Below are 26,990 nucleotides of genomic sequence, written 5' to 3'. Positions count from 1 at the left end.
GCTCTTGGCGGGATCGGGGGGCTCGGCGGATTCGGTGGGGCTCATGGGTTCGGAGGGGCTCATGCCGGATCAGTCCTTGGTGAAGTAGTCGGGCGATTGGTAGCGGCCCTCGCGGAGCCAGCGTATCTGCATGAGCAGGTCGTTGAGCAGGCTGGAGGCCCCGAAGCGGAAGCGGTCAGGGGTGAGCCAGTCCGACCCCAGGGTCTCCGCCAGCAGCACCAGATAGCGGATGGCGACCTTGGCGGTGCTGATCCCGCCCGCCGGCTTCATCCCGACCGCCGTTCCGGAAGCGGCGTGGAAGTCGCGGATGGCCTCGAGCATCACGAGGGTCACCGGCAGGGTCGCGGCGGGTTTTACCTTGCCGGTCGAGGTCTTGATGAAGTCGGCGCCGGCGGCCATCGCCAGCATCGAGGCTCTCCGCACGTTGTCGAAGGTGCTGAGCTCGCCGGTCTCGAGGATGACCTTGAGGTGGGCGGGGCCGCAGGCCTCCTTGACCGCCACGATCTCGTCATGGACCCGGAGATAGTCGCCTGAGAGGAAGGCGCCGCGGTTGATCACCATGTCGATCTCGGTGGCGCCTGCTGCGACCGCCCAGGCCACCTCGCCGGTCTTGATGTCGAGCGGGGCCTGGCCGGACGGGAAATAGGTGGCTACGGAGGCGACCGCCACGCCGCTCCCGGTTGCGGTGGTGTCTCCGGTGGTGTTTCCGTTTCCGGCGCCGGCGAGGGCCTCGACGGCGTAGGGGACCATGTTGGGATAGACGCATAGGGCGGCCACCGACGGGATGTCGGGGTCGGTGGGATCCGGGCGGATCGCCTTGGAAGCCAGCTGGATGACCTTGCCGGGGGTGTCCCTGCCCTCCAGGGTGGTCAGATCGCACATCCGGATGGACAGGTGGAGCGCCGCCAGCTTGGACTCCCGCTTCACCGATCTGGTGGCCAGGGCGCCGGCTCGCTCCGCCACGCCCACCTCGTCCACGGAGGGGACGGCCCGCAGGAAGGAGTCGATCGTCCTCGGGGTGACGGAGGGGCCGAGGATCGGGGAGGCCGGGGTGGTGGTGGCGGGAGACGACATCGTGCCGGCAAGGGTACCGGACGGTTGGCGGGATGCTCCTACCGGTTTGGCGGGGGTGGTGTCGGGTGGTCGGGTGGTCTTGGGTGGTCGGGTGGTCTTGGGTGGTCGGGTGGTCTTGGGTGGTCGGGTGGTGGTGTCGGGTGGTGGTGTCGGGTGGTCGGGGGTGGCCGGGGGCGGCGGGGTGGCGCCGGGTGGGAGGGGTGGCGCAGGTTGCGAGATGGCGGGGGTAGTGGGATGGCGGTTGCCCTCCTACGAGCTGCCGGCGCCGATCCTCTCCCTCGAGGAAGCGCTTCTCTGCTCGCCTTCCAGCCTGCCGACGTCGCGCATGATCTGGAGAAGGTTGGTGTCCATCCGCTCGCAGCGGTTCTGGAGGCGGCCGAAGTCGTCCCTCAGTTGGCCGAGGCCGTCCTTCACATGGCCGAGGTCGTTCTGTACCACCGCCATGTCCGTCTTCAACTCCCCCACATCCGACCTGAGAGCCCCCATGTCCGACCTCAACCCGGCCAACTCCTTGTCCTGCTTGCCGAAACGCCGGTCCAGGTCCCTGTCCTGCTTGCCGAAACGCCGGTCCAGGTTCTTTGTCTGCGCGGTCATCATCCGCCAGAGGAGCGTCGCCAGGCCCAGCAAGCCGGCGAGGAATCCCCAATCGACAAGCTGTGCGTCCACGTGCCTGCTCCTTCACGCTTGACTCTACAGTTTTTCGATGCCGGCATTTCAGAGTGGAATACCCGATCTCGGAGCTCACCGGCCCGGACGGAGTGCGGCAGCGGGCGAGGCGCGGAGCCCTTCCGGAATCAGTCACACCCCCGCTATACGTTGCCTATCGCCAAGCACCTAATGGGGGTCCACCGCTTCTTCTGGTTTGTCTGGGAGGGTGTGGTGGTTGAGCTGGCTGGCCGGTGAGTACTCCAAGCTCCTGGAAGGCTGATTCCTAGGTGTAGATCGTGCCCCGGCCGGTTAGTGAGGGCTGCTTGTAGCGCTCATGGGGTGGCGTGCCATGAAGAGCACTGATCCATTAGGTCGCCGCCAGGCGTTCTCCATAGCTCAGAAAGAGCAGGTCCGCGCAGAAGGAGGCGAAGGATGATCTTTGTGGGAGATGACTGGGCTGAGGCGCATCACGATGTGTGTCTCATGGACGAGTCCGGAACTCGACTGGCCTCTCGGCGGCTGCCAGAAGGCCTGGGGGGTGTGGCTCAGTTGCATGAGATGATCGCCGAGCACGTATCGGAGCCGGCTGAGGTGGTGGTAGGTATCGAGACTGATCGTGGTCTGTGGGTCGGTGCTCTGGTCGGGGCGGGTTATGAGGTGTATGCGATCAACCCGATGGCAGTGTCGCGTTACCGGGACCGTCACAGCCAGGGTGGAGCCAAATCCGACCGTGGTGATGCCAAGGTGTTAGCCGACCTATTACGCACCGACCGGCACAACCACCGCCCGGTTGCCGGTGACAGCCCCGAAGCCGAAGGGATCAAAGTCCTGGCTAGGACACATCAGAACCTGATCTGGGCTCGGGTGCGTCACACCAACCAGATCCGCAGCGCCCTGCGCGAATACTACCCCGCAGCCCTCGAAACCTTCGGGGACCTGGCAAATCGCGATGCTCTGGCCGTCTTGGGTCGGGCACCCACACCCACCCAGGGCGCCCGCCTGACCGTCACCCAGATCCGGGCCGCTCTTAAAGCCGGGGGCCGGAAACGCAACCTCGACGCGGCTGCCCGCAAAATACAGAAAGGTCTCCGAACCACCCATCTCAGCGCACCCGGACCGGTCGAGGACGCCTACGCGACAACCGTGGGCGCCCTATTGGCAATCCTTGCGGAAACCAACCGCCAGATCGCCGAGCTCGAAGCAACCCTGGAAACCTGTTTTGAACAGCACCCGGACGCCGCTATCTACCTCTCCCAGCCAGGACTCGGTAAAGTGCTCGGCGCCCGGACGCTCGGTGAGTTCGGGGACGACCCCGACCGTTACACCAGCGCCAAGTCTCGCAGGAACTACGCCGGCACGTCGCCCATCACCATCGCGTCAGGACGCAAACACGCCGTCCTCGCTCGCCACATCCGTAACCGGCGCCTCTACGACGCCCTCGACCAATGGGCATTCTGCTCCCTAACCAGAAGCCCAGGCGCCCGAGCCTTCTACAACCAACGACGAGCAGCCGGCGACCTCCACCACCAAGCACTACGAGCCCTAGCCAACCGACTCGTAGGTATCCTCCACGGATGCCTCAAACACCAAACCCCCTACGACGAACACACCGCCTGGGCCCACCGAACCGCCCTCGACCAAGCCGCAGCTTGACATTTGCACGCCTGGGGTGTCTACACCGGCCGATGGCACGAGACGATCGGTTCGGCCGGCCCGCAGGGAACATACAAGGCTTCTACGGAGCGACCGCCGTGTTACCCGGCCCCGGCCGGGCATGGGCGAACACGCTCCAAGCCAAGGACAGGTGGTGGCGGGGGAGGGCCCGGTGCGGAGCACCGGATTCTCTGCGGGCCGATTTTCGCGCCTTTCGGCCCCGTTCCCACCAGAATCGGTATCCCGGCGACTCTCGGTGCTGTCCGGGATCCGGCGCTCAGGCGCTACGAACTGCCGGCGCCGATCTTCTCCTTCGGATTGGCGCTTCTCTGCTCGCCTTCCAGCCTGCCGACGTCGCGCACGATCTGGAGAAGGTTGGTGTCCATCCGCTCGCAGCGAGTCTGGAGACGGCCGAAGTCGTCCCTCAGTTGGCCGAGACCGTCCTTCACATGGCCGAGATCGTTCTTCACGACCGCCATGTCCTTACCCAAATCCCCAACATCGGACCTGAGACCCCCCATGTCCGACCTCAACCCAGCCAGCTCCTTGTCCTGCTTGTCGAACCGCCGGTCGAGGTCCTTGTCCTGCTTGTCGAACCGCCGGTCCAGGTCCTTCTTCTGCGTGTTCATCATCCGCCAGAGGAGCGTCCCCAGACCCAGCAAGCCGGCGAGGGCTCCCCAATCGACAAACTGTGCGTCCACGTGCCTGCTCCTTCACGCTTGACTCTACAGATTCGCGATGCCGGCATTTCAGAGTGGAATGCCCGTGGAATACCCGATTTCCTGGACTCTGAACGGCCAACGTTTGTAAACCATAATAATACGATACTCTGATTGACTACAGGATGGCTATAAGATTTTGCCGTTCTTCTACCCTTCTTGGACTAGACCAAGTGCCCAAAGATGGCGAAGAGCCGTCATCAGATGCGGTTTCAGGGCTCGCCGGGACCAGTCGGGGCGCGGCGGCGGGTCGGGGCGCGGCGGCGGGCGAGGTGCCCCGGGGGGAATCCCGGAATCTGTCACACCCGACTCTTACCATGCCGGGCATGGAAAACATCACTGTGATTCTCGGTCTTGCCCTAGCCGGCGCCCTGGCGGCGGCGGTTGCGTTCGCCCTGGCCTGGCGGCGCGGCCGCGGCCCGGTCGCGCAGGTCGATCCCAACGCGCTCGTGGAACAGATGATGCGCGTGGCGGGGCAGGCCTTCCAGAGCCATCTCCAGACGGGCCGGGCGGATATCCGGGCCGGTCATGCCGAGCTCGCCCGCGAGCGCGACGTCTTCGACACCAAGTGGGAACCGCTGATCGCCAGGTTCAGCGAGGACATGTCCGGCATCCGGGGGCTGGTGGCCGAGCTCCAGAAGGACCGGGCCGCCCAGCACGAGGGCCTCGCCGAGAGCCTGCGCAACGCCGCCGATCAGCAGCGCCACCTCATCGCCTCCACCCAGCGGCTCAACGACATCCTCGGGAACACGCAGACCAGAGGCCAGTGGGGAGAGCGGATGGCCGACGACATCCTGCGCTCGGCCGGGATGATCGAGGGGGTGAACTACCGCAAGCAGCTGACCACCAGCGCCGGCACCCGGCCGGACTTCAGCTTCGACCTCCCCGACGGGCGGCTCCTACACATGGACGTGAAGTTCCCTCTGGAGAGCTACGTCCGTTACCTGGAAGCCGGAACACCCGCCGAGCAGGCTGCGGCGGTCAAGGACTTCGGGAAGGCGGTGTGGCGCCACATCGGGGATACGGCCCGGCGGGACGCCTACCAGGAGTCGATCAGCACGGTCGGGTTCGTGCTCATGTTCGTTCCCAACGAGACGGTCTATGCCTTCATCCACGAGCACCACGCCCGGCTGCTCGACCAGGCGCTGTCGGTGCGGGTGGTGGTGTGCTCGCCCTTCACGCTGTTCGGGATGGTCTCGCTGGTGCGCCAGGCGATGGACACCATCGCGCTGGAGCGGTCATCCCAGGAGATACTCGATCACCTGGCCCTCTTCACCGAGGAATGGGAGCGCTACGTGGCGAAGGCCGAGCTGGCGGAGCGGCACCTGGGCCACCTCAACTCCGCGTTCGGGGAGTTGAGGACCACCCGGCAGCGGAAGCTGGAGCGGTCGCTGGACCGCATCGAGGATCTCAAGACCCGCACTCCCAAGCCGGTCCTCGCCGGCGCGGACCGCGAAGACGGCGCCCTGGAAGACCCGGGCCCGCCGGCGCCCTCGGTCCCGGAGGGACTGGCCCGCTCGGGCTAGCACCCCGATCCCTGGGGCGTTTATTAGACCACTGTAAGGATAGTTACGTTCCGCAAGCGAAGGACAAGAAGGACAAGGGCAGCCCGAACAAGGCGAAGGCCAGAACCTCGGGGCGGGTATACCACCGACAAGAGGTTGGATGTCTCGAAGCTCAGGTTCCCGGACACGATGCTTGCCTCTTCCGCTGGACGTACCGGTGAGGACCCCAAGTCCGACTAAGCCCAACTGCTACGACACAACGGTGGCGGCGACTCCATCCCGCTGGTGTGTACCTCGCCGCGGACGGATGCCCCGAGGAACTGGCCCCCGGGCAGCGTATTCCAACGTCCTGCGCAGGAGCGAGAACGCGAGAATCCCGGCAAGCGGGCTGCGCCCGCCGGGCCCTCCCCCACCGCCACCACCTTGGTCCGAGGCGCGTCCCGCTATGCCCTCTACGGGGCGCCCTCGAACGATTTGATCCCTCGATCGGCCCGCTCGACGTCTGAGCCGGACCGCTGGTGATTACGGTTGCCCGGCAACGTATCGCGCCGGTGTGACAGTTTCAACCCCCTTGCCGGACGCAGCCGCGGGTCGCCGGGTCAGGGGCTCCCGGACCGCCGGGGGACGGGAGGCGTTCGGCGGGCGCCGGAGGCGATGCGGTAGCCCGCCCAGATGAAGGTGACCGCCACCAGCAGGGAGGCGGAGAACCCCCAGTCCAGGCCCAGGGCCAGGATGGTCCCCCCGGTGGAGGCCGCCAGCGTCCCCGCCACGATGGCCAGGTTGCCCCAGACCAGCCGCGGGTTGCGGCGGAAGAACCGCACCAGCGACACCAGGGCCGCCACGATGATGATGGTGGCGCCCATGCCCCCGCCGATGGCCGCCCACAGGCGGGGTCCGAACATGTCCACCCACAGGTCCCGTCCGCTCGGCACCCCGCCCGGAGGCAGGACGCCGGCATCGAACGGCTGCGCCAGGGTGGTGGGTATGGCGATGGCGAAGAACGGGAACATGAGCAGCAGCATCGCGTGGCCGGCCCTCCGCCCCACCACCAGGAACATCGAGCCCAGCGCCAGGACCGGGATGTTCACGATCGCCCCGAACAGGAAGAAGGTCCGGTAGCTGGCGGAGGTCCATCCGGTGGCCGTCCCCACGAACAGCGCCCAGGTGGCCAGGGCGAAGAACCCGATACCGGTGGCGTAGGCGGCGGTGTGGGGGCTCGGAGAGGCCCGGTAGCGTCGCGCCAGGTCAACGCAGAACAGGGTGGCGACAACGCCGGCCGCCAGGGAGGCCGCAGCATTCATACCGTCCAATCGTAGGCTCCCGGTTGCGGCGCGAATCCCCCGCACGGCGCCGCCACGTGGCCGGGCGGGACGACCCGGTACCCTAGGAGCATGGTTCGCAACATTCTCGTGGCCGTGGCCTGGCCCTACGCCTCCGGATCCAGGCACCTGGGACACCTGGCCGGCGCATACCTCCCCGCCGACATCTTCGCTCGCTACCACCGGCTGGTCGGCAACCGAACCCTGATGGTGTCGGGGAGCGACGTCCACGGCACCCCCATCACGGTGCGGGCCGACCAGGAAGGCGTCACCCCGCAGGAGATCGTGGACCGCTACCACGCCGAGTTCGTGGCCGGCTGGAAGGCGCTGGCCATCCAGTGGGAGCTGTACACGTCGACCGGGACCCGGAACCACCACGATGTCACCCAGGACATCTTCAGCCGCCTGCACGAGAACGGTCACATCGACCGCCGGACCTCCGAGCAGTTCTTCGACCCGGAGGCGGGCCGGTTCCTCCCCGACCGCTACGTCGAGGGCACCTGCCCGCACTGTGACTACGCCGATGCCCGCGGCGACCAGTGCGACGGCTGCGGCCGGACCCTCGACCCGGTCGACCTGGTCGATGCTCGATCCAAGCTGTCCGGAGCCGTTCCCGTCCGGCGGGAGACCGACCACTTCTACCTGCGCCTGCCCGACTTCTCCGACCGCCTCGAGGAGTGGCTGCGATCCCGCCGAGGCTGGCGCCGCCACGTACTGAACTTCTCGCTGGGCTGGATCGAGGAGGGCCTCCAGGACCGGGCGATCACCCGCGACATCGACTGGGGGGTCGACATCCCGGTGGAAGGCCTCGGCGCGGGAAAGAAGATATACGTCTGGTTCGACGCGGTGATCGGCTACCTGTCGGCCGCCAAGGAATGGGCGAAGATCCAGCGCACCCCCGACGCCTGGAAGGACTGGTGGGAGAACCCGGAGGCCGAGCACTACTACTTCATCGGCAAGGACAACATCCCGTTCCACACCATCATCTGGCCGGCCATGCTGATGGGATACGGGGGCCTGGAACTGCCCACCGACGTTCCCGCCAACCAGTACGTGACCTTCCGGGGCGGGAAGGCCTCGGCCAGCCGGGGCATCGGCCTGACCATCGGCGCCGCCCTCGAGATCTACGAACCCGACGCGCTCCGCTACGCATTGGCGGCCAACCTGCCCGAGAACAACGACACCGAGGTGTCCGAGGCGGAGCTGGATCGCCGCATCAACGACGAGCTGGTCGCCACCTGGGGCAACCTGGTCCACCGGGTGCTCTCCATGGCCAGGTCGGGGTTCGAGGCCCGGGTTCCCCACCGGGGTGAGCAGACCGCGATGGGCCGGGAGGTCCTGGACTCGGCCGGCCGGACCCTCGACCAGGTGGCGGCCCATATCGAGCGGGTCGAACTGCGGGCGGGCCTGCGGACGGCGATGGAAGGGGCGGCGAGGATCAACGCCTACCTCAACGCCACCGAACCCTGGAAGCTGGTGAAGACCGACCGGGACCGGGCGGCCACCGTCCTCAAGAACTCCCTGGACGCCATCAACCACCTGAAGGTCGCGCTCTCCCCCTACCTGCCCGTGACCGCGGAACGGCTCCACTCGATGCTGGGCCTTCCCGGCACCGTCGCCGAGCAGGGATGGGTCGGTGCTCCGGTTCCCGCCGGGATCCGCCTCGGAGCGGTGTCGCCGCTCTACCGGAAGGTCGAGGGCGCGAGCCGCGGATGAGCGAATCCGAGCCGGCGTGGCAGGCACCAAGAGATGAGCATCCGTAAAGACCTCCGGAAGGCACTCGTGGCCATCGGCGGAGGGCTCCTCGTCCTGGTGGGTGTGGCCGGGTTCGTCCTCCCCATCCTCCCGGGGACCGTCCTACTGGTCGCGGGCCTGCTCCTGTGGTCCTCCGAGTTCAGGTGGGCCAGGGATGTCCTGGCGCGGGTCCGCGCCTGGCTGGCGGACCGGTCCGCCAAGCGGTAGCGAGGGTCGCCGGAGGGAACACTCCCGACGTACGCCCCGGTGATCAGGGTATCGCGGGGGTGATCCCCCATTGACATTTTGCACGACCCTATGAACAGTAAGGTTGTTGCCCGCACCGCTCGCGGACGGTCACGGGCGAGCAAGGTGAGAAACTCCCGAAAGGACTTCCGGATGACACACGGTGCGGCCGCGTGAAAGCGAACTCGTGACCGGGCACCGGGCCACCCCGGAGGCCGGCGCGCCGATCATCGAGACCGGCGGCCTCCACAAGCACTACGGGAACATCCGGGCGCTCGAAGACGTCGACCTGGACGTCCAGCCCGGCGTGACAGGCCTCATCGGAGCCAACGGCGCCGGCAAGACCACCCTCATCAGGATCCTCCTCGGCCTCACCCGGCCCACCGCCGGCGAGGTGTCGGTGTTCGGGGTGCCGGTGTCCCAGGACCCGGCCGGTCTCCGCGCCCGGATCGGGTACATGCCCGAGAACAAGTGCCTTCCCCTCGACCAGACCGCCGCCGACTTCGTGGCCTACGCCGCCGAACTGGCCGGCATCCCCTCCGCCGAGGCCCGGCGCCGGTCCTCCGAGACCCTGTTCCTGGTCGGGCTGCACGAGGAACGCTTCCGCTATCTGGGCGACTTCTCCACCGGCATGCAACAGCGTGTCAAGCTCGCTCAGAGCATCGTGCACGACCCCGAACTGGTGCTGCTGGACGAGCCCGCCTCCGGCCTCGACCCGACCGGACGGGAGAGGATGCTCAGGCTGATCGCCCGGTTCCGCGAGTTCGGGATCAGCGTCCTGTTCTCGTCCCACATCCTCGACGACATCGAACGGACCTGCGACTGGGTCCTGATGCTCCACGAGGGACGGCTCATCCACTCCGCGCCCCTGGATCCGCCCACGGAGGGGAGCCAGGTGTCGTTGGAGGTGTTCGGTGATCCCCAACCCCTGATCGCCGACCTCGTCTCCCGGGGCGTCTCGCCCTCCGTGGAGGGGACGGTGATCACCGTGGAGGGGCTGGACACCGACGGGTTCGTGCTGGTGCGCGACGCCCTGGCCAGCTCGGGCACTTCGGTGCGAAGGATGGGCGCCGGGCTGAGCCGGCTGGAGGACGTGCTGGAATCGGCCACCAGAGTGCGGCATGACTGATCCCGGACGCCCGGACCAGGCGGTCATCGTCGACCGCGGCTACCGGCATTACGAGGGGGAGCGCACCGGGCGGCGCGGCGCCATGCGGGCCATCGTCCGGGAGGGATTCCGGCGGGTGATCGGGCTCCGACGCAAGACCAAGCACAAGCTCTTCCCCTGGTCGCTCATCGCGCTGGCGCTGGCCTCGGTCGTGATCGTCGTGGCCATCGTCTGGGTCAGCAGCAGCGTGATCGGCTCCGACGCGGCCGACGAGCTGATCCCCCGCTACGCGGGCTATTTCGACTTCATCTCGGTGGTGGCCCTCCTGTTCACCGCCTACTGCGGCCCCCAGCTGCTGGTTCCGGACCGGACCCACGGGGTGCTCAACGTCTACTTCTCCCGCCCCCTGTCGGCAACGGACTACTTGGTGGCGAAAGGCGGGGCCTATGCGGCCGTCATCTACAGCTACTGGCTGGTACCGCAGCTGCTCCTGCATCTCGGGCTGGCCGCCCTCTCCCCGGACGGGTTCATCACCTACCTGCGCGACACCACCGACATCCTGTGGAAGGTCCCCCTCGCCGCCACCGTCTACTTCGCGCTCCACGCCTCCCTGATCTTCCTCGCGTCCTCCTTCATCAACCGGGTGGGGGCGGCGACCGCGGCCTTCCTGGCCGGCGTCTACGGCCTCAACCTGGTCGCCCTGTTCTTCCAGGAGGCCGTCACCGCGCCCGCAGCCCGGTGGGCCACCCTGGTGGCGCTCGAACAACACCCCCGCCACATCCGGGACTGGATCTTCGACCGGAGCTCCGACGTGGTGATCCCCGCGCAGGCCGGATTCGGGCCCGGCGTGTCGCTGGCGGTGGTGTGCGGGGTGGTGGCGGCGTCGGTGGGACTCGTGTGGTGGCGTTACAGGAGGCTGGCGTGACGGACGCCATGCACGTCTCCGAAGCCACGGTGGTGGCCGACGACCTGTCGAAGTGGTTCGGGCAGAAGGTGGCCGTCTCCCAGGTGAGCTGCTCCTTCGGGCCCGGCGTGACCGGCTTGCTGGGGCCCAACGGCGCCGGCAAGACCACCTTCCTCAGGCTGCTGTCCGGACTGCTGTCTCCCTCCACCGGCAAGGCACTCATCCTCGGCGAGTCGCCCCGGAAGAAAACCGGCGTCTACCGCCATCTCGGCTTCGTTCCCGAGGACGAGGCGGTGTACGGCCACATGACCGCCCGGCGGTTCATAGAGTGGAGCGCCGCCCTGGCCAGGGTCGCCGACCCGGCCGGCGCCGCCCGCCGGGCCCTCGAGACCGTGGAGCTGACCGAGCAGGCCGGCCGCCGGATGTCGACCTATTCGAAGGGCATGAGGCAGCGGGCCAAGGTGGCGGCGGCCCTCGTCCACGACCCAGAGGTGTTGCTTCTCGACGAGCCTCTCAACGGGACGGATCCCATCCAGCGGGGGCGCCTCATCAAGCTGATGCGACAGCTCGGGAGCGAGGGCCGGACCATCATCGTGTCCTCCCACGTCCTCGGCGAGGTGGAGCGCATGGCAGGACGGGTGGTGGCGATGGTGGACGGCCGCATGGCCGCTGCCGGGACGGTGTCCTCGCTGCGGGACGCCCTGTCCGACACTCCCCGGCTGATCAGGGTCGAGGCGGACCGTCCCCGCCCGCTGGCCCGGCGCCTCCTGGCCGGGGAATGGGTGGAGGCGGTGCGGATCGACGGCACCGGGATCGAGATCAGGACGACCGACGCCAAGGCCCTCGGCGGGGACATCGCGGTGGCCGCCCGGGAGACCGGAGCCGTTGTGACCGCGGTGTCGCCCGAGGACGACTCCCTCGAGAGCGTCTTCTCCTACCTGCTGGAGATCCAATGAGGGCGTTGCCCGTCATCACCCGGGCCGTTATGAGACGGCTGCTGGGACGGCGCCGGTCGCTCTGGCTGATGGCCCTGAGCGCCGCTCCGGCCCCGATCCTCTTCCTGGTGGCCCGGGGCCGTCCGGCCGCCGAGGGCGCCGAGCTGTACAACGACATCACCGTGGTTCTGGGAGTGGTCATCCTCTACCCGGCGGTGGCCCTGATCATCTCGACCGCCGGCCTGGGCGAGGAGTGGAAGAACCACACCCTGCCGTTCCTCCTGGTCAAGCCCGTCTCACGATGGGTGATCGCTCTCGGGGCGGTGATCGCCACCGCCCTCTCCTCCTTCCTGGTACTGGGGGCCGGGGTGCTGCTCACGTGGGCGGTCGGCGGCATCGTGGGCGGCGACTGGTCGATTGGAGTGGCCACCACGGTGGCGGTGGCCATACAGAGCGTGGCCTCGGCCGCCATCTTCGTGCCTTTCGGGCTCATCCTGGGACGTGCCACCCTGGTCGGCCTCGGCTACCTGCTGATCTGGGAAGGGATCCTGAGCAGCATCATCGAGGGTGTCCAGGCTTCGTCCGTGTCCCGGATAGCCCTCTCCGGTTGGGCGGATCTGGCCCCCATGACCATCGACACCCTGTCATCCGTGAACGAGGTGCTCGGGCGGGTGGAGGTGGGACTCGGCGGGGCCGCCGCCAAGGTGGCGGTGATGGCCCTGGTGTCGGTGGCCCTCACCGGCCTCGTGCTCCGTCACAAGGACCTGGTAGGAGACTGAAAGCCGCTCCAAGCGGGTGCGGGTAGCTTTCCGAATCCCCTGTGCGTGTCCGTGGGGCGGCCCGCTGCTCGACCTCCCCTCGGCGAACCCGGAGGTTTCCCGTATTGCTGTCAGTAGGGGCCACAACTTGTCACACCCGTGCGATACGTTGCCTATCGCCAAGCACCTACACCGGACGCAAGCGTCTCACCGATCGGAGCGGCCCGGCCCGCAGGGAACATTCACAGGCTCCAAAGGGGCGAACCCGCCGTAACACCCGGTCCCGACCCGGGCATGGTCCAACACGCCCCAAAGCCAGGACAGGTGGTGGCGGGGGAGGGCCCGGCGGGGCGGAGCCGCTCGCCGCGATTTTCGCGACTTCACGAACTTAGGGCTGAGAACACCACCAGCGGTGCCCTGTACCTCAGGTTCCCCGCACCGCTAGTGGTGCTCTAAACCTGAGGTTCGGCTTCGGGGCGGGGTGGGCCGGTGGGTGGGGTATGTGTCAGGAGGGTGGGTACAGCCCCACGTTGGCCGACTCCGCGGTCTGCCAGAAGACCTCGGCGATGCCCTCGATCTTGGCTACGAGGTCCTCGGCCACGGCCGGATCGGTCGACTTCTTGGCGTCGCCGGCAGCCTTGATGGCGTTCCAGAACAGGTCATGCAGCTGCGGGAACTGCTCCAGGTGGTGCGGCTTGAAGAAGTCGGTCCACAACACCGACAGATGGTGCTTCACCAGCTCGGCCTGCGCCTCCTTGACGGCGATGCAACGGCTGCGGAACACCTCGTCATCGCTCCCGTGGTACTTGTTGGCGGCCTGAAGGACCGACTCGGCTTCGATCCTGGCCTGGGCCGGGTCGTATACGCCGCAGAACAGGTCGCAATGGGCGTAGGCCTGCCTGGACGGTGCGAATATCCCCATGAGCATCTCCTCGAGTCTGGTGGTTTACCGGATCAGGGGAGACAATACACTTACCGGTGCCCCGTCATGCAGCCTCTACCCACCCTCGCGCATTGAGTCTCCGCTACCGCCGCTTCCGGGCGGCGGACCACTCCATGACACCCGCGATCGAGCCGGGAGACTTCCTGGTGGCGGATCGGGCGTGGGAGCGGCGTGGGCTCGCAAGGGGCGACATCGTGGTCTTCAGGTCGGACGGCCGCCACATGATCAAGCGGGTGGTCGGCCTGCCCGGCGAGACGGTCGGCATCGAGGGCGGGGTGTTGATGATCGGGGGCCGGCCGGCCTCCGATACGTGGTGGCATGCCGCCACCCGTCCGGACGGTGAGTGGGTCGTGCCGTCCGACTCCTGGTTCGTCCTGGGCGACAACCGGGCTAATTCCTCCGCCGACAGCCGGACGCTGGGGCCGGTCCGGCGCTCCGATGTCCACTCGAGGGTGGTGGCCCGGTACTGGCCCTGGCGCCGGGCGCGCACGATCTAGTACCGACTCGGATCGAGATCATGAAGGATCCGGGACCCCGGCGCCAGACGAAGGCGGCGTCATATTCCAGAGAAGAGTTGCCGGTCGACAGGGCATGCCTCCGTACACAAAGCCGTTGCGACCACCTATCCGGGTGATGGCGTCCAGGACGAGGGGCCAGGCTGGGTCCCTCCCGGATGAATGCTGCCACCGTAGCCACGGACCGAGCTTCTTTCTGTTCCCGTGTAGTGTCCTCTTGGTGCGCGGGGATTGGACAGGAGCAGGGATCCGATCCCTGAGACCATCAACGGGTCCATGGGACTGCGCCAGCTAGCCGGCCGACTCAGGGCGGCGTACCGCGGGACGGACGTCACCGGTCGTGTGGCCCACTTCGATGCATGGACCGACCGGGCGTTCGCACCGGACACCGGCGAGACGGCCTACGACCACGCCAAAACCGTGAGGGACTACTACGACCTTTGCGGGGAGTTCATGGTGTTCGGCTGGGGCAATTCCCTGCACTTCGCGCCACTGTCGTCCGAGGAAAGCCTGGAGGAATCGCAAATCCGGCACCAGCGACTGATGATCGACAAGCTGGAGTTGCGCGAGGGAATGACCGTGGTCGACGTGGGTTGCGGGATCGGCGGCCCGATGCGCCGCGTCGTCCGGGAAGGTGGCGTCCGGGTCGTCGGTGTCAACAACAGCGACCTCCAGTTGGACAAAGCGAGATCGCTGAACGCCGAGGCGGGGCTCGACCATATGGTCGACTACTTCGCCGGCAGCTTCATGGACATGAGCCCCATCGCGGACCACACATTCGACCGCGGCTACGCAATCGAATCGACGTGCCACGCGCCTGACAAGGCGGGCGCGTTCGCAGAGATTTGCCGGATTCTCAAACCCGGAGCCCTCTTCTGGGGTCAGGAGATGTGCTTGACGGACAAGTTCGATCCCGACGACGACCGGCACCGGGCCATCGAGCAGGAGCTGATGCACGGCATCGCTCTCAACGAAATCGCCACCATGGGCGAGGTGAACCTGGCGCTCGAGGAGGCGGGATTCCAGGTCATAGAAGGCATGGATCGAGCCGTCGCTCAGAACAGCGGCGTCCCCTGGTACCGGCCCATGGAGACCCGGCGCGGCAAGCTGGGCGACATCCCGTACAGGATTCCACTGGGCCGCAAGGCTCTGATCGGGGCATCGCGCCTGGCCGAGCTGGTGAGGACGTTGCCGGTAGGCACCGCGGACGTCATAAGGCTGATGGATCGGACCGCCATGGCATACGTCGCGGGCGGCAGCACCGGGATCTTCACACCGCTGTATTGTTTCCTGGCCCGCAAGCCCCTCTAGGGGGCGCCGCTTTCGATAGCTCGTGACTCGGGCCGGGCATCGAGAACGCGAAAAACCGCCAGATACGTGCCCTCCAGCGGGCCCATCCCCCAGCCACCACCTCCATCGGTCCGTGCGCGTCCCGCTATCCCCGACGGGTCGCTCCCGAATTGATCCCAGTTCCGGTCCCCTCGACGTCGAAAAGCAAGGAACCGGCGGTGCTTGTGACTGCCGAGCATTATGCGACGGGCCTGTGACACATTCAACCCCCTTGTCCGAGCACCGGGCCCGCGCCGCTCGAGAGTGGCGGCCCGGACTTGCCCTGGCGCCGAACCGGACGGGTCCAGGAGGCCCGACGCGCCGGCGAAGGACAGTCCGATCCTTGGAATAGGCCTCTGAGTCTGAGAAACTGCACGACTGATGCCCCGAAGGAACCTCTTGATCGTGGCTGCTTGGCTGGTGCTCTCCGTTGCCTGTGGCGGTGGCGACGACACCGTCGCCTCGGCTCCCCCCTCCGATCCGTCCACCACGGTCAGTGAGGACACCGGCACCTTGCCATCCAACCCGGGATCCGGTAGCGAGCCGGCGGAGGGTACGGGGGCGGTCACCACCGACGCCGCCACCGAAGAAGAGGTCCCGGACGGCACCGGCACCGGCACTTCCACCACCACCGGCGAGGGTGCCGAACCGGACGGAACGGGGACTACCACCACCACCGGAACCCAGGACGGAACCACCGAACCCACCGATACCCCGGAGGCCGGCGACACCTCTCCCACGACCACCGTCTACTCCGGCCCGGTGTCACCGGTCAGCGGCCTGCCCGTCTCGGATTCCTCACTCGTGGACCGCAAGCTGATCGCCGTCAAGGTCGACAACCACTGGAACTCCCGGCCCCAGTCGGGAATCGAGCATGCCGACGCGGTGTTCGAGCTGGTCGTGGAGGCAGGGATCACCCGGTTCATCGCCCTCTTCCATCACAGCGACACCGACTGGGTGGGACCCGTGCGGTCGCTCCGTCCCACCGACTGGACCCTCATCAAGCCGCTCAACGGGGCGCTGACCATCAGCGGAGGCCAGCCGTGGATAGTCGACACGGCGTTCTCCAACTCGGTACCGCTGATCGGGGACATGGGGCCGCCCCTGACCGCCCGATGGAACGACCGCAAGGCGCCCCACAACCTCTACGCCAACACCGCCGAGGCCCGCCGGGTCGCGGAGGATCGGAACCTCAACCAGAGTCCTCCCCCCACCCTTTTCAACCGGGGTCCTTCCAGCGCCTCGCCGATGGACGTCGCCACCTACATCTTCCTCGACTGGACGGACACCACCGATGTGGTGTGGCACTGGGACGGCGGCCAGTATTTGCGTTCGGTGGAGGGGGTGCCCCATCAGTGGATCGCCCAGGACGGCACCACCGGCCAGATCGCGGCCGACGTGCTGGTGGTGCTGATGGCCGAGCGCTACACGGCCTGCCCTTCCGGCGACGGTTCGTGCGTTCCGGCCTGGCACACCGTCGGGGAGAACCGGGCCGTCGTGTTCGCCGAGGGTCTTGCGCAGGAAGGGCGGTGGAGTCGCGCCGACAACGGCGACTGGTTCACTCTCGTCGGGACCCGGGGAGAGCCGGTGACCATGGCGGCCGGACGGACGTGGATCATGATCTACCCGGAGACCGCCGAGCTGGTCTGGTAACGGTCGTGCCCGAGACCGGCGCCACCATCGCCGACGCGGTCCGGAGCGGTACCCGCACCGCCCGCCATGTGGTCGAGCAATACCTGGAGACGGCGGAGCGGCTCAACCCGGCGCTCAACGCCTTCGTGGAGATCGACCGGGCGGGGGCATTGGAGCGGGCCGACTCGATCGATGTCGGGCTCCGGGCGGGAGCGCCGGCCGGGCCGCTCTGCGGGGTGCCGATCGCCCTCAAGGACCTGATCGACCACGCCGGGCGCGTGACCACGGCCGGATCGGCCTTCCACAGACACCGGGCAACGGTATCGGCCACCGTGGCGCGCCGGCTGGAGGCGGCAGGCGCCGTCATCATCGGCCGGACCGGACTCCACGAGTTCGCCTTCGGGTTCTCCTCGGAAAACCCCTGGTTCGGGCCGGTTCGCAACCCGTGGAATCGTGATCTGTCGCCCGGGGGATCTTCGGGTGGATCGGCGGCAGCCGTGGCGGCCCGCATGTCGGTGGGAGCGATCGGTACCGACACGGGAGGCTCCGTCCGGGTGCCCGCCGCCCTCTGCGGCGTAGTCGGCCTGAAGGTCACCCACGGCGCCGTCCCCGTGACCGGGGTGTTCCCAGTGGCGGGCTCCCTCGATACGGTCGGACCCATAGCCGGCTCCGTGGGCGACGCCCGCCTGCTGTATGACGCGATGAAGGGTTTCGACCCGGCTGATCCATGGTCGGCCCGGGCGCCCGATTCCCCGGATCGAGCTCCCCGCCTCGAGAACCTGCGCGTCGGGGTGCCGGCCGGCTGGCTGTCGGCGGCGCCCACCTCCGCCGCCGTGCATCGCTCGTTCGAACGTTTCTGCGACCGGCTTCGCAGCGTGGGCATCCGTGTCGAGCGGGTCGAGGCTCCCGGCGTGGCGCCCGATCCGGCTCTCCTGGCGGTGGTGGCAGGGGAGGTGGCCGGTGTGCATCGGGAGTGGTTCGACGATCCCGACAAGCGGTACGGTCCCGACCTCGAGGTGCGCCTGGGAGCGGCGATGGAGGTGACCACAGACCGGTATACGGAGGCGATGCGCCGGAGAGCGGCCCTCGAGCAGGCCGCGGGCGAAGCCTTCCGCGACCACGACCTGCTGCTCACCCCGTCGGTCGGCCATCCCCGCAAGGCCATCGGGGACGACTACATCGCCATAGACGGAAAGCCCTACTTCTACCGGGACGTGCTGAACTGTTACAGCGCTCTGGTGAACCTGATCGGATGCCCGGCTATCGCACTACCTACGACCGAGGAGGGCGCCCCTCCCCCGTCGGTCCAGTTCCTGGCGCCTTGGTGGGGAGAGGACCTGCTGCTGGGTGTCGGCGAGGCGCTGGAACAAGCCGGCCTGATCGGGACCGGCCTCGCCGTCGCGGCGATCGGGTGAGGATGTCCCGGAGCAGGCCTACTCGCCGGAGCGGGCCCTCGCCTTCGCGGTGGGGTAGATCCCCATCGCACCCTTGATCAGGCTGACGTCGCTCACGAGACCGAGCATCATCGCCTCCAATCTGTCAAGACGCTTGTCCTGCCCATCAAGGCGCATGTCCTGTCCATCGAAGCGCTTTTCCATCCGGTCGGAATAGCTCTTCACCACCCACCAGTTGATGCTCACGGCGATACCGAAGACGCTGACGGATCCGATCCAGTCGAGAGCGGGCATGTTGGCGTCCTTTCTGCCGCCAGTGTAGCGCCGGTCGGGAGGCGAAGCCCCGACAACACCACACTGGTTGAATATGTAGCTATATATTGCCAATATCAGATATATGTAGCAGTACTTATAGTGATGCCCTGGGACAATACCCGTGCTGAGAGATGCCGGCATCGGTCCCCCACAGTCGGCCCGGCTCCTATGCCCGCACGGAAGGGGTAGACTCCGGGGTATCCGCACCCGGACGGATCGTCCGGCCAATGCGGGGTTGCCGCGCGCTACGGAATCCCTGGGCGCGCCCGGGTCACGCGTCAGGATCGGCTGGAAAGAGAAGAAGGTGGACAGCGACCACAACCCGACCGCCCCCCTGCCGGAAGCCCCAGGCGTCCCGGGCACCAACGGCGGGGTAAGGGTCGACCGAGCGGACCGGATGGTGATCCGCTTCGCCGGCGACTCGGGTGACGGCATGCAGCTGGCCGGCAACCGATTCACCGACGCGGCGGCCATTTTCGGCAACGATCTGGCCACCCTCCCGACCTTCCCGGCCGAGATCCGCGCTCCCGCCGGCACCCTGCCCGGGGTGTCGTCCTTCCAGATCCAGATCGCCGACTGGGACATCCTCACCCCCGGCGACCGTCCCGGCGTCCTGGTCGCCATGAATCCCGCCGCGCTCAAGGTGCATCTCAAGGACCTTCGCGACGGCGGCATCCTGATCATCAACAAGGAGGCGTTCGACGAGCGCAACCTCTACAAGGCGGGGTTCGAGTCCAATCCCGTCGAGGACGGCACCCTGTCCGGCTACGACGTTCATGCGGTGCCCATGCAGACCCTGACCAAGGCCGCCGTGAAGGGCACCGGCGTGAGCGGGCGGGCGGTCCTCAGGTCCAAGAACTTCCTGGCTCTCGGCCTGATCCTGTGGATGTTCGGGCGTGACACCAAGGTGACCGAGGCGTGGGTGGCCAAGAAGTTCGCCAAGCTGGAGGCGGTGAAGAACGCCAACCTGGCCGCCCTCAAGGCGGGCTACAACTACGGCATCACCACCGGCAGCTTCGCTCGCCAGATCGAGGTGCGTCCGGCCGACCTACCGCCCGGCACCTACACCAACGTCAACGGCAACGCCGCCCTGTCGTGGGGCCTGATCGCCGGCGCCCAACTGGCCGGCCTGCCGCTCTTCTACGCCTCCTACCCGATCACGCCGGCCTCCGAGATCCTCCACGAACTGGTCCGGCATCGGAACTTCGGCGTGAAGACCTTCCAGGCCGAGGACGAGATCGCCGCGGCGGGGGCCGCCCTAGGGGCCTCTTTCGCCGGTTCGCTGGCGGTGACGGGCACCAGCGGTCCGGGCCTGTCGCTCAAGGGGGAGACCATCAGCCTGGCGCTGATGACCGAGCTCCCGATGGTTATCGTCGATGTCCAGCGGGGCGGTCCTTCGACCGGCCTTCCCACCAAGCCCGAACAGTCGGATCTCTTCCTGGCCGTTTGGGGTCGCCACGGTGAGTCACCGCTGCCGGTGGTGGCTGCGTCCTCGCCGTCCGACGCGTTCGAGGTGGCCATCGAAGCCTGCCGGATCGCCCTCAAGTACATGACTCCGGTCATCCTGCTGTCGGACGGCTACATCGCCACCGGCTCCGAGCCGTGGCGCCTGCCCGACATCGACGCCCTGCCGGAATTGGAGGCGCCGCTCGCCTCCGGACCCAACGCGGGTGATCGCTTCCTGCCTTACCTGCGCGACATGGAGACGATGGCCCGTCCCTGGGCCATTCCGGGCGTGCCGGGCCTCGAGCACCGCGTGGGTGGCCTCGAGAAGGAGGAGGTCACCGGCAACGTCTCGTACGACCCGGCCAACCACCAGTTGATGACCGACATCCGGGCGTGGAAGATCGCCAACATCGCCAACGACATTCCCGATGTGGAAGTCGACGATCCGGACGGGGCGGATCTGCTGGTTCTGAGCTGGGGATCCACGTTCTCGGCGGTCCGCGCCGGGGTCGGTAACGCCCGCAACCAGGGGGCCTCCGTTGCCTATGCCCGCATCCGCTACCTGAGCCCCTTCCCCGCCAACATGGCCACCGTGCTGAGCAGTTACCGCCAGGTCCTGATCCCGGAGCTGAACATGGGTCAGCTGTCGAGGATGATCAAGGCGGAGTTCGTCACTCCGGTCCTCTCGGTGAACAAGGTCGAGGGGCAGCCCTTCACCTCCACCGAGATCGCCAACGAGATCATGAAGGTGACGGGACAGTGACGTACGCACGGGTCGACTTCCAGACCGATCAGGAGGTTCGCTGGTGCCCCGGATGCGGCGACTACACGATCCTCGCCTCGGTCCAGAACTTCATGGCGAATGCCGGTGTCGAGCGGGAGAACGTGGTGTTCGTGTCAGGGATCGGGTGCGCGGCCCGCTTCCCCTACTACATGAACGTCTACGGCATGCATGCGATTCACGGGCGGGCCCCGGCCATCGCCACCGGGGTGGCGGCCACCAACCCCGAACTGTCGGTCTGGGTGGTCGGGGGTGATGGAGACCTGCTGTCGATCGGGGGCAACCACCTGATCCACGCCATCAGGCGCAACCTGGATCTCACCATCCTGCTGTTCAACAACCAGATCTACGGGCTTACCAAGGGCCAGTACTCGCCAACTTCGGAGCCGGGCAAGGCCACCAAGTCCTCCCCCGCCGGCTCGATCGACCACGCCTTCAACCCGGTGAGCCTGGCCCTCGGTGCGGAGGCGAGCTTCGTGGCCAGGACTCTGGACATGGACCGCAAGCACACCACGGCCATCCTCCAGGCCGCGCATGAGCACCGGGGCTCGGCGCTCATCGAGATCTACCAGAACTGCAACGTGTTCAACGACAAGGCCTTCATCCAGCTGACCGGCAAGACCGAGCGCTACGCCAACCGCATCGATCTGGTTCACGGTGCGCCGATCATCTTCGGCGCTCAGAAGGAGAAGGCGGTGGTGTGGGCCGGCGGTCGCGCCGAAATCGTCGACCGAGCCTCGGTCAACCCGTCCGACATCGTCGTCCACGACGCCCATGCCCCGGATGCCTCGGCGGCGTTCGCCCTGTCCCGGCTCTCGCACGGACCTTACGGGCCGACCCCGCTCGGCGTGTTCCGCAGCGTCCGGCGGCCCGTCTATGACGAGGTGCTAGACGAGGAGGTGTCCAGGTCCAGGACGGCCCGCGGGGAGGGCGACCTCAAGGCACTGGTGACCAGCCTGGGAACCTGGACGGTCGATTAGCTACGGATGGCGGTCCCTCGGGCCCGACATGGGCCGGGAATCGCATCATCCGGCACCCGCCCCAAAACGATCCGGTTCGATTGTGAATGCTCCGCCGCCCCCCTGGGGATTTTTTCGCGTTCTTGAAAAAGGGGGTTGAAAGCGTCACACCCTTGCTATATGTTGCCTATCGCCAAGCACCTACACCGGCCGACGAGGAAGCCCGATCGGAGCGGCCGGGTCCAGGGGAACATGACAGCTTATGGAGCGAGGGCCGAACCGCCCGGCAGCCGGCCGGGCGCGGCCTACCCCGCTCCAACAGGATGGGTGGTGGCGGGGGCGGGGCCCGGTGCAGAGCACCAGTTTTCGCGACCTTGGGCTTCAGTGCGTCTCGGTTGCCGGCCGTACGGGTGTGGGCGGATTCTTTAGGCAGAGAACGCAGTACAGCGCGCCCTCAACCTCAGGTTCGCCAGCCGTACGGGTGTGGGCGGATTCTTTAGGCAGAGAACGCAGTACAGCGCGCCCTCAACCTCAGGTTCGCCGGCCGTACGGGTGTGGGCGGATTCTTTAGGCAGAGAACGCAGTACAGCGCGCCCTCAACCTGAGGTTCGCCGTGGCGTCCCTGGACCGCGGGGGGCGGCTAGGGGGCGGGGATCAGCACGACCTTGCCGGTGGCTTCCCGGTTGGCGATGGTGGCGAGCGCCTCCACGGCTGACTCCAGGGGGAAGCGGGCGCTGATTCGAGGGTCGATGATCCCTTTGGCGGTCCAGTCGACGAGGCGGGCGAAGTTGGCCCGATTGGCGTGCGGCTCCCGCTCTCCGAAGGCGCCCCAGAACACCCCTACGATCGAGCATCCCTTGAGCAGGGGGAGGTTCATCGGGGCCTTGGGGATCCGGCCGGACGTGAAGCCCGCCACCAGGATCCGGCCCTCCCAGTTGATGCAGCGCAGGCACTCCAGGAAGGTGTCCCCGCCCACCGGGTCGTAGATGACGTCCGCGCCCCGACCACCGGTCAGTTCCTTGGTGCGCTCCTTGAGGGACTCGGTGGTGTAGACGATCACATCATCGGCGCCCAGCGACACGGCCGTCTCGGCCTTGGCGTCCGTCCCGACCGCCGCGATGACCCGGGCTCCCAGCGCCTTGGCGACCTGGATGCCCGCCGAGCCCACCCCGCCCGTGGCGCCGGTGATCAGTACCGTCTCGCCGGGCTCCAAACGGGCTCGATCGACCAGGGCGTGGTAGCCGGTGCCGTAGGTGACCGACAGGCAGGCGCCCTGCTCCATCGTCACCTCCTCGGGCAGGCGGAACACCTGGTCGGCGGGCGCCACGAACTGCTCCGCCATGGCCCCGACCAGGAGTTTGTAGCCGAAGGCCCGATCGCCCACCGACACCTGCGTGACCCCGTCCCCGATGGCCAGCACCCGACCCGCCGCCTCCGCTCCGGCCACGAACGGCAACTCGGGCCGGTCCTGGTACAGGCCGGCGATCACCAGGATGTCCGGGAAGTTGAGTCCGACGGCCTCGACCCCGATCAGAACCTCGCCGGGTCCCGGCACCGGGTCGTCCACCTCCTCGTAGCTCAGATTCCGGTAGTCACCCAACTCGTGGACTACTTGGGCCTTCATCCGCCTACTACCTCACGACCCCGGTCAGTAGAGGAACATCGGCTTGCCGGCCAGAGCGCGCACCCTGGGCCGGTAGGCCTCGGCGTCATAGAAGGCCTCCACGTCGACCCTGCGGGCGCCTTCCGCCAGCACCTCAAGACCGGTGGCGGTGTAGACGCCCCGGCGGATCGCCACCATGTCCCCGCTGGCCCCGGCCAGCAGCATCTCGGCCGCCATGGTGCCGTAGTTGGCCCCCACCATCAGGTCCAGCACGTCCGGCGGACCGCTTCGCATCAGGTACCCGACCCGCTGGTTCATGATGCCGATGCCCGTCATCCGCTTGATGAGGTTGCCGGTCGTCTCGCCTATCCCGCCCAGCTTGCGGTGGCCGTAGGCGTCGGCGGCGCCGCTCTCCACCCGCTCTCCACCCGTCATCGTGGCGCCTTCGGACACCACCACCACGGCGTAGCGGTTCGGGTTGGCCGCCCGGTCGGCGACCACCATGCCGGCCAGCCGCTCGATGTCGAACGGCACTTCGGCGATCAGGGTGCGGTCGGCGGAGGCCAGGTAGCCGGATATCAGACTGGTCTCCCCCGAATAGCGGCCGAACAACTCGACCACGGCCAGCCGCTCATGGCTCCCTACCGCGCTCCGCAGGTCGTTGATGAACCTCACCGAGCGGGTGACGGCGGTGGAGAAGCCGATGCAGTAGTCGGTTCCCGGCACGTCGTTGTCCATCGTTTTGGGAATGGCCACCACCGGGACGCCCTCGTCGTGCATCCGCAGGGCGTAGGAGAGGGTGTCGTCGCCTCCGATCGCCACCAGCGCGTCAAGGCCCAGCCGCTCGATCACCCGCACGGCGTGATCGGTCAGGTCGTAGGGGGCCTCGGGTTCTGTGGGGGTGATGAAGGGGGGCAGGCTCCCGTCGCCCACCCGGCCCGGGTTGGTGCGGCTCGAGTGCAGGATGGTCCCGCCGGCCCGGTCGATGGTGCGCACCGCCGCCGGATCGAGCGGCATGGTGTGGGCGGAGATCGTGTCGGGATCGTCGGGGTCGATACCGAGCATCGCTCCCCACCCTCGGCGCAGCCCCAGGACGGAATGGCCCGCCTCGTCCATCCGGTTGGTGAAGGACTTGATGGCCGGATTGAGTCCCGGGACGTCACCCCCGCCGGTCAGGATTCCGATACGCATTCTGCCTCCCGGTCGGCGGCGACTGCTCCATTATCCCGGTCACGCTAACGGAATGCAGATCGCACCGGCCACCGGGTTACGCTCTCCGCCGTGAAGCTTCTCAACCTCGACCATGTGGCGATCGCGGTCCGTGACCTCGACCGGACGCTGGAGGATTACCGGCGGCGTTACGGGATAGAGCCCCTGTACCGGGAGGTGGTGGAGGACCAGGGGGTCGAGGAGGCCATGCTCCCGGTGGGCGGATCCTTTGTCCAGCTGATCGCGCCCTTGGACCCCGACACCCCGGTGGGCCGCTTCCTGGAGCGCCGGGGCGAGGGGATGCATCACCTGGCGTTCGCGGTGGTGGACATAGAGGCGGCCCTCGCCCACCTCAAGGCGGAAGGCGCCCGCCTGGTGGACGAGACCCCCCGAATCGGCGGCCGCGGCACCCGGATCGCCTTCGTTCATCCGAAAGGTGGAAACCAAACCCTCGTGGAACTGGTCGAACTACCTACATGACCATCAACGGCTCGTCCCATCGCGCCGGGGTGAAGTTCCGCATCGAGGGCGACGCCGCCGGACCTTACGAAGCGGCGGTGATCGCCGCCGTGCTCCAGCACGCCCTGGCGGTGGAACGCCGCAACGGCACGCCCGCCGCGGCGCTGCGCTTCCCCAACTGGACCATGGCCGAATGGAATCACCCCTACCACCGGCCCAGGCCCGCAGCCGGCACCCGGATCAACGGCGCCGAACGACCGAGCGCGCCTCGGCGGAGCCGACCGCGTACGTAGTGGCCAGGTAGGCCACCGCCGCCACCACCCCTCCGGCCAGCGTGGCCAGCACGCCGGTCGACATGCCCGGCACCTGCCCTCCGGTTATCGCCGTGGCGGTCAGCCAACCGGCTGCTCCTGCGACCAGCGTGCCCAGCATCACCTGGCCGACCGTCCGCACCATCCCCTCCAAGCCCTCGCCGCTGTGGAAACGGCGCCACAGCAGCCAAAGGGTCAGTGCGTGACCGGTGACGGCGAACGAGGCGGCCACTGCGATGCCGGGGATCCCTCCGATCCGGAACCCGAGAAAGTACAGGGGTATGGCGGGTAGCACCCAGGCGGTCCCGGCGATGACCGGAACCCACATCTGGCGGTGTGCGTAGAAGCTCCGGGCGAACAGCTGGTGGATGCCCCAGGCCGGAATGCCCAGCGAGTATCCGACCAGGGCCGCCGCCACCAGCACCGTGCCGTTCTCGCTGAACGCTCCGTGCTGGAAGGCGACCCGGACGGCGGGAAGGCTGACCGCCACCACGGCCGCCACCGCTCCGCCCGACGCGAACAGCACCGTGCGGATGGTGCGGCCCATCGACTCCCGCATCTCGGCGCCGCGACCCTCCGCGACCAGGCGGGCGAGGAACGGGAAGGCGGCCACGCCGGCGGCCTGGGCGATCACGCCCACCGGCAACATGTTGACCCGCCGGGCCAGGTTCAGGCCGAAGATCGACCCGTCCGACGCCGCTGCCGCCACCACCTTGCCGATGGACTCGTCGAGCACCACGATCGACTGGCCCAACATCAGCGGGAATGCCAGCACCAGGTATTCGCGGAAGGCGGGATGCCGGAAGTCGGGGACCGTCATGCGCACCCGGAAGCCCGCCCGGGCGGCTCCCCACCACTGGACCGCGAAGTTGCCGATCGAAGCTCCGGCCACCGCGCCGACGATGAAGCCCGTGGCCGAAGCCTCGCCGGACGATGTTCCCACCACGCCACCCACGATGATTCCGAGGTTGTAGATGATCGGAGCCAGAGTCGGGACCAGGAACCGCCCGTGGGCGTACTGGACCGCGGTGAACAGCCCGCCCAGCACGAAGAAGACCTGCGCCGGCAGCACCAGCCTGGTGAGGCGGGCCACCTCGGCCAGCTGCGTGGCGTCGAGACGGTCACCCGATCCGAAGAGCCACCCCACCACCAGGTCGGCGGCCAGAGCCGCCGCGACGGTCAGGCCGATGATGAGCAGCGCCACCGGCCCCAGCACCGCGTTGAAGGCGGTCCGGGCCCCGGCGTCGTCGCCTCTTGCCCGATACCTGCTGAGAATGGGGATGAACGTGATGGCCAGGAAGCCCCCGGCAAGCAGGTAGTTGAGGAAGTCGGGGATGATGAAGGCGGCCTCGTAGGCATCGGCGGCCGGGCTGTCGCCCAGCCGGTTGGCCAGGACCACGTTGCGGGTGAATCCCAGGATGCGGGACACCAGGATCCCGATGGCGACCACCGAGGCGGCCCGGGCGATCCCGCCGGTCGGCCAGCGCATGC

Annotated in this window: 25 protein-coding genes; 16 read left to right on the top strand and 9 right to left on the bottom strand. The window is 67.7% G+C overall.

The window, feature by feature from the left end; all coding sequences use genetic code 11:
• Positions 1 to 69 precede the first annotated feature (69 nt).
• Both deoC and ACOQPD_RS10920 read right to left on the bottom strand, forming a co-directional pair.
• Positions 70 to 1,074 carry a deoxyribose-phosphate aldolase gene (deoC, locus tag ACOQPD_RS10925; RefSeq protein WP_420611985.1) on the bottom strand — a complete coding sequence of 335 codons (1,005 nt, stop codon included), beginning with the start codon at positions 1,072 to 1,074 and terminating at the stop codon, positions 70 to 72.
• A 249-nt stretch (positions 1,075 to 1,323) separates the two neighbouring features.
• The gene (locus tag ACOQPD_RS10920; RefSeq protein ID WP_420611984.1) at positions 1,324 to 1,740 is read right to left on the bottom strand and encodes a hypothetical protein; all 417 of its coding nucleotides are present in this window, start codon (positions 1,738 to 1,740) and stop codon (positions 1,324 to 1,326) included.
• 414 nt (positions 1,741 to 2,154) lie between these two features.
• Between ACOQPD_RS10920 and ACOQPD_RS10915 the strand changes: the two genes are divergently transcribed.
• On the top strand, positions 2,155 to 3,375 hold the full coding sequence (locus ACOQPD_RS10915) for an IS110 family transposase (protein ID WP_420611630.1): 1,221 nt from the start codon (positions 2,155 to 2,157) through the stop codon (positions 3,373 to 3,375).
• A 284-nt stretch (positions 3,376 to 3,659) separates the two neighbouring features.
• Here ACOQPD_RS10915 and ACOQPD_RS10910 read toward each other — a convergent pair whose 3' ends face one another.
• Complete coding sequence (locus ACOQPD_RS10910) at positions 3,660 to 4,076, bottom strand: hypothetical protein (RefSeq protein WP_420611983.1); 417 nt, start codon at positions 4,074 to 4,076, stop codon at positions 3,660 to 3,662.
• Positions 4,077 to 4,420: 344 nt separating this feature from the next.
• On the opposite strand from ACOQPD_RS10910, the gene ACOQPD_RS10905 reads away from it, so the two are divergent.
• Positions 4,421 to 5,620: a DNA recombination protein RmuC gene (locus ACOQPD_RS10905; protein WP_420611982.1), complete on the top strand. Its 1,200-nt coding sequence runs from the start codon at positions 4,421 to 4,423 to the stop codon at positions 5,618 to 5,620.
• A gap of 578 nt (positions 5,621 to 6,198) precedes the next feature.
• On the opposite strand, the gene ACOQPD_RS10900 is transcribed toward ACOQPD_RS10905, so the two are convergent.
• On the bottom strand, positions 6,199 to 6,900 hold the full coding sequence (locus tag ACOQPD_RS10900; RefSeq protein ID WP_420611981.1) for a hypothetical protein: 702 nt from the start codon (positions 6,898 to 6,900) through the stop codon (positions 6,199 to 6,201).
• Between the two features lie 90 nt (positions 6,901 to 6,990).
• Here ACOQPD_RS10900 and metG point away from each other — a divergent pair, with 90 nt between their 5' ends.
• From metG to ACOQPD_RS10870, 6 genes are all read left to right on the top strand, one after another.
• The gene (gene metG, locus ACOQPD_RS10895; RefSeq protein ID WP_420611980.1) at positions 6,991 to 8,634 is read left to right on the top strand and encodes a methionine--tRNA ligase; all 1,644 of its coding nucleotides are present in this window, start codon (positions 6,991 to 6,993) and stop codon (positions 8,632 to 8,634) included.
• A gap of 33 nt (positions 8,635 to 8,667) precedes the next feature.
• On the top strand, positions 8,668 to 8,880 hold the full coding sequence (locus ACOQPD_RS10890; protein ID WP_420611979.1) for a PGPGW domain-containing protein: 213 nt from the start codon (positions 8,668 to 8,670) through the stop codon (positions 8,878 to 8,880).
• Positions 8,881 to 9,061: 181 nt separating this feature from the next.
• Positions 9,062 to 10,027, top strand: coding sequence for an ABC transporter ATP-binding protein (locus ACOQPD_RS10885; RefSeq protein WP_420611978.1), 966 nt, complete (start codon positions 9,062 to 9,064; stop codon positions 10,025 to 10,027).
• On the top strand, positions 10,020 to 10,931 hold the full coding sequence (locus tag ACOQPD_RS10880; RefSeq protein ID WP_420611977.1) for a hypothetical protein: 912 nt from the start codon (positions 10,020 to 10,022) through the stop codon (positions 10,929 to 10,931). Before ACOQPD_RS10885 ends, ACOQPD_RS10880 begins: the two co-directional genes overlap by 8 nt.
• A complete protein-coding gene (locus ACOQPD_RS10875) occupies positions 10,928 to 11,866 on the top strand; it encodes an ABC transporter ATP-binding protein (RefSeq protein ID WP_420611976.1) in 939 nt (312 codons plus the stop codon). Before ACOQPD_RS10880 ends, ACOQPD_RS10875 begins: the two co-directional genes overlap by 4 nt.
• Positions 11,863 to 12,624, top strand: a complete 762-nt coding sequence (locus tag ACOQPD_RS10870; RefSeq protein ID WP_420611975.1) for an ABC transporter permease — start codon at positions 11,863 to 11,865, stop codon at positions 12,622 to 12,624. Before ACOQPD_RS10875 ends, ACOQPD_RS10870 begins: the two co-directional genes overlap by 4 nt.
• A gap of 484 nt (positions 12,625 to 13,108) precedes the next feature.
• On the opposite strand, the gene sodN is transcribed toward ACOQPD_RS10870, so the two are convergent.
• Positions 13,109 to 13,531, bottom strand: a complete 423-nt coding sequence (gene sodN / locus ACOQPD_RS10865; RefSeq protein WP_420611974.1) for a superoxide dismutase, Ni — start codon at positions 13,529 to 13,531, stop codon at positions 13,109 to 13,111.
• Between the two features lie 50 nt (positions 13,532 to 13,581).
• Here sodN and lepB point away from each other — a divergent pair, with 50 nt between their 5' ends.
• From lepB to ACOQPD_RS10845, 4 genes are all read left to right on the top strand, one after another.
• Positions 13,582 to 14,043: a signal peptidase I gene (gene lepB / locus ACOQPD_RS10860; protein ID WP_420611973.1), complete on the top strand. Its 462-nt coding sequence runs from the start codon at positions 13,582 to 13,584 to the stop codon at positions 14,041 to 14,043.
• Positions 14,044 to 14,292: 249 nt separating this feature from the next.
• Positions 14,293 to 15,372 carry a methyltransferase domain-containing protein gene (locus tag ACOQPD_RS10855; RefSeq protein ID WP_420611972.1) on the top strand — a complete coding sequence of 360 codons (1,080 nt, stop codon included), beginning with the start codon at positions 14,293 to 14,295 and terminating at the stop codon, positions 15,370 to 15,372.
• Positions 15,373 to 15,795: 423 nt separating this feature from the next.
• Entirely contained in the window at positions 15,796 to 17,043 is a 1,248-nt protein-coding gene (locus ACOQPD_RS10850; protein ID WP_420611971.1) for a DUF3048 domain-containing protein, read from the top strand.
• Between the two features lie 5 nt (positions 17,044 to 17,048).
• Positions 17,049 to 18,437: an amidase gene (locus ACOQPD_RS10845; RefSeq protein ID WP_420611970.1), complete on the top strand. Its 1,389-nt coding sequence runs from the start codon at positions 17,049 to 17,051 to the stop codon at positions 18,435 to 18,437.
• Between the two features lie 18 nt (positions 18,438 to 18,455).
• Here ACOQPD_RS10845 and ACOQPD_RS10840 read toward each other — a convergent pair whose 3' ends face one another.
• Positions 18,456 to 18,710, bottom strand: coding sequence for a hypothetical protein (locus ACOQPD_RS10840; RefSeq protein ID WP_420611969.1), 255 nt, complete (start codon positions 18,708 to 18,710; stop codon positions 18,456 to 18,458).
• Positions 18,711 to 19,035: 325 nt separating this feature from the next.
• On the opposite strand from ACOQPD_RS10840, the gene ACOQPD_RS10835 reads away from it, so the two are divergent.
• Positions 19,036 to 20,940, top strand: coding sequence for a 2-oxoacid:acceptor oxidoreductase subunit alpha (locus ACOQPD_RS10835; RefSeq protein ID WP_420611968.1), 1,905 nt, complete (start codon positions 19,036 to 19,038; stop codon positions 20,938 to 20,940).
• Positions 20,937 to 21,938, top strand: a complete 1,002-nt coding sequence (locus tag ACOQPD_RS10830) for a 2-oxoacid:ferredoxin oxidoreductase subunit beta (RefSeq protein WP_420611967.1) — start codon at positions 20,937 to 20,939, stop codon at positions 21,936 to 21,938. The genes ACOQPD_RS10835 and ACOQPD_RS10830 overlap by 4 nt, the downstream gene beginning before the upstream one ends.
• 619 nt (positions 21,939 to 22,557) lie before the next feature.
• On the opposite strand, the gene ACOQPD_RS10825 is transcribed toward ACOQPD_RS10830, so the two are convergent.
• Together ACOQPD_RS10825 and ACOQPD_RS10820 are read right to left on the bottom strand one after the other, a co-directional pair.
• Complete coding sequence (locus ACOQPD_RS10825) at positions 22,558 to 23,541, bottom strand: NADPH:quinone oxidoreductase family protein (RefSeq protein WP_420611966.1); 984 nt, start codon at positions 23,539 to 23,541, stop codon at positions 22,558 to 22,560.
• A gap of 24 nt (positions 23,542 to 23,565) precedes the next feature.
• Positions 23,566 to 24,711 (bottom strand): 6-phosphofructokinase, encoded by a 1,146-nt coding sequence (locus ACOQPD_RS10820; RefSeq protein ID WP_420611965.1) that lies wholly within the window; start codon positions 24,709 to 24,711, stop codon positions 23,566 to 23,568.
• 90 nt (positions 24,712 to 24,801) lie between these two features.
• On the opposite strand from ACOQPD_RS10820, the gene mce reads away from it, so the two are divergent.
• Entirely contained in the window at positions 24,802 to 25,209 is a 408-nt protein-coding gene (gene mce / locus ACOQPD_RS10815; RefSeq protein ID WP_420611964.1) for a methylmalonyl-CoA epimerase, read from the top strand.
• Positions 25,206 to 25,481 carry a hypothetical protein gene (locus ACOQPD_RS10810; RefSeq protein ID WP_420611963.1) on the top strand — a complete coding sequence of 92 codons (276 nt, stop codon included), beginning with the start codon at positions 25,206 to 25,208 and terminating at the stop codon, positions 25,479 to 25,481. The genes mce and ACOQPD_RS10810 overlap by 4 nt, the downstream gene beginning before the upstream one ends.
• Here the strand turns inward: ACOQPD_RS10810 and murJ are convergent.
• Complete coding sequence (gene murJ, locus ACOQPD_RS10805) at positions 25,429 to 26,988, bottom strand: murein biosynthesis integral membrane protein MurJ (RefSeq protein ID WP_420611962.1); 1,560 nt, start codon at positions 26,986 to 26,988, stop codon at positions 25,429 to 25,431. The two genes, ACOQPD_RS10810 and murJ, sit on opposite strands and share 53 nt — an antisense overlap.
• Between the last annotated feature and the right edge of the window lie 2 nt (positions 26,989 to 26,990).

The sequence above is a fragment of the Candidatus Spongiisocius sp. genome (assembly GCF_965221825.1).
GTDB lineage: Bacteria > Actinomycetota > Acidimicrobiia > Spongiisociales > Spongiisociaceae > Spongiisocius.
The sequence above is the reverse complement of the archived record's forward strand: the minus strand, read 5'-3'. Positions and strand labels throughout refer to the sequence as shown.

Bases quoted from the DNA above. Each gene is read 5' to 3' on its own strand.
- deoC (WP_420611985.1), bottom strand. From the start codon at position 1,074: ATGTCGTCTCCCGCCACCACCACCCCGGCCTCCCCGATCCTCGGCCCC.
- ACOQPD_RS10915 (WP_420611630.1), top strand. From the start codon at position 2,155: ATGATCTTTGTGGGAGATGACTGGGCTGAGGCGCATCACGATGTGTGT.
- ACOQPD_RS10905 (WP_420611982.1), top strand. From the start codon at position 4,421: ATGGAAAACATCACTGTGATTCTCGGTCTTGCCCTAGCCGGCGCCCTG.
- ACOQPD_RS10900 (WP_420611981.1), bottom strand. From the start codon at position 6,900: ATGAATGCTGCGGCCTCCCTGGCGGCCGGCGTTGTCGCCACCCTGTTC.
- metG (WP_420611980.1), top strand. From the start codon at position 6,991: ATGGTTCGCAACATTCTCGTGGCCGTGGCCTGGCCCTACGCCTCCGGA.
- ACOQPD_RS10890 (WP_420611979.1), top strand. From the start codon at position 8,668: ATGAGCATCCGTAAAGACCTCCGGAAGGCACTCGTGGCCATCGGCGGA.
- ACOQPD_RS10880 (WP_420611977.1), top strand. From the start codon at position 10,020: ATGACTGATCCCGGACGCCCGGACCAGGCGGTCATCGTCGACCGCGGC.
- ACOQPD_RS10870 (WP_420611975.1), top strand. From the start codon at position 11,863: ATGAGGGCGTTGCCCGTCATCACCCGGGCCGTTATGAGACGGCTGCTG.
- sodN (WP_420611974.1), bottom strand. From the start codon at position 13,531: ATGCTCATGGGGATATTCGCACCGTCCAGGCAGGCCTACGCCCATTGC.
- ACOQPD_RS10840 (WP_420611969.1), bottom strand. From the start codon at position 18,710: ATGCCCGCTCTCGACTGGATCGGATCCGTCAGCGTCTTCGGTATCGCC.
- ACOQPD_RS10825 (WP_420611966.1), bottom strand. From the start codon at position 23,541: ATGAAGGCCCAAGTAGTCCACGAGTTGGGTGACTACCGGAATCTGAGC.
- ACOQPD_RS10820 (WP_420611965.1), bottom strand. From the start codon at position 24,711: ATGCGTATCGGAATCCTGACCGGCGGGGGTGACGTCCCGGGACTCAAT.
- ACOQPD_RS10810 (WP_420611963.1), top strand. From the start codon at position 25,206: ATGACCATCAACGGCTCGTCCCATCGCGCCGGGGTGAAGTTCCGCATC.
- murJ (WP_420611962.1), bottom strand. From the start codon at position 26,988: ATGCGCTGGCCGACCGGCGGGATCGCCCGGGCCGCCTCGGTGGTCGCC.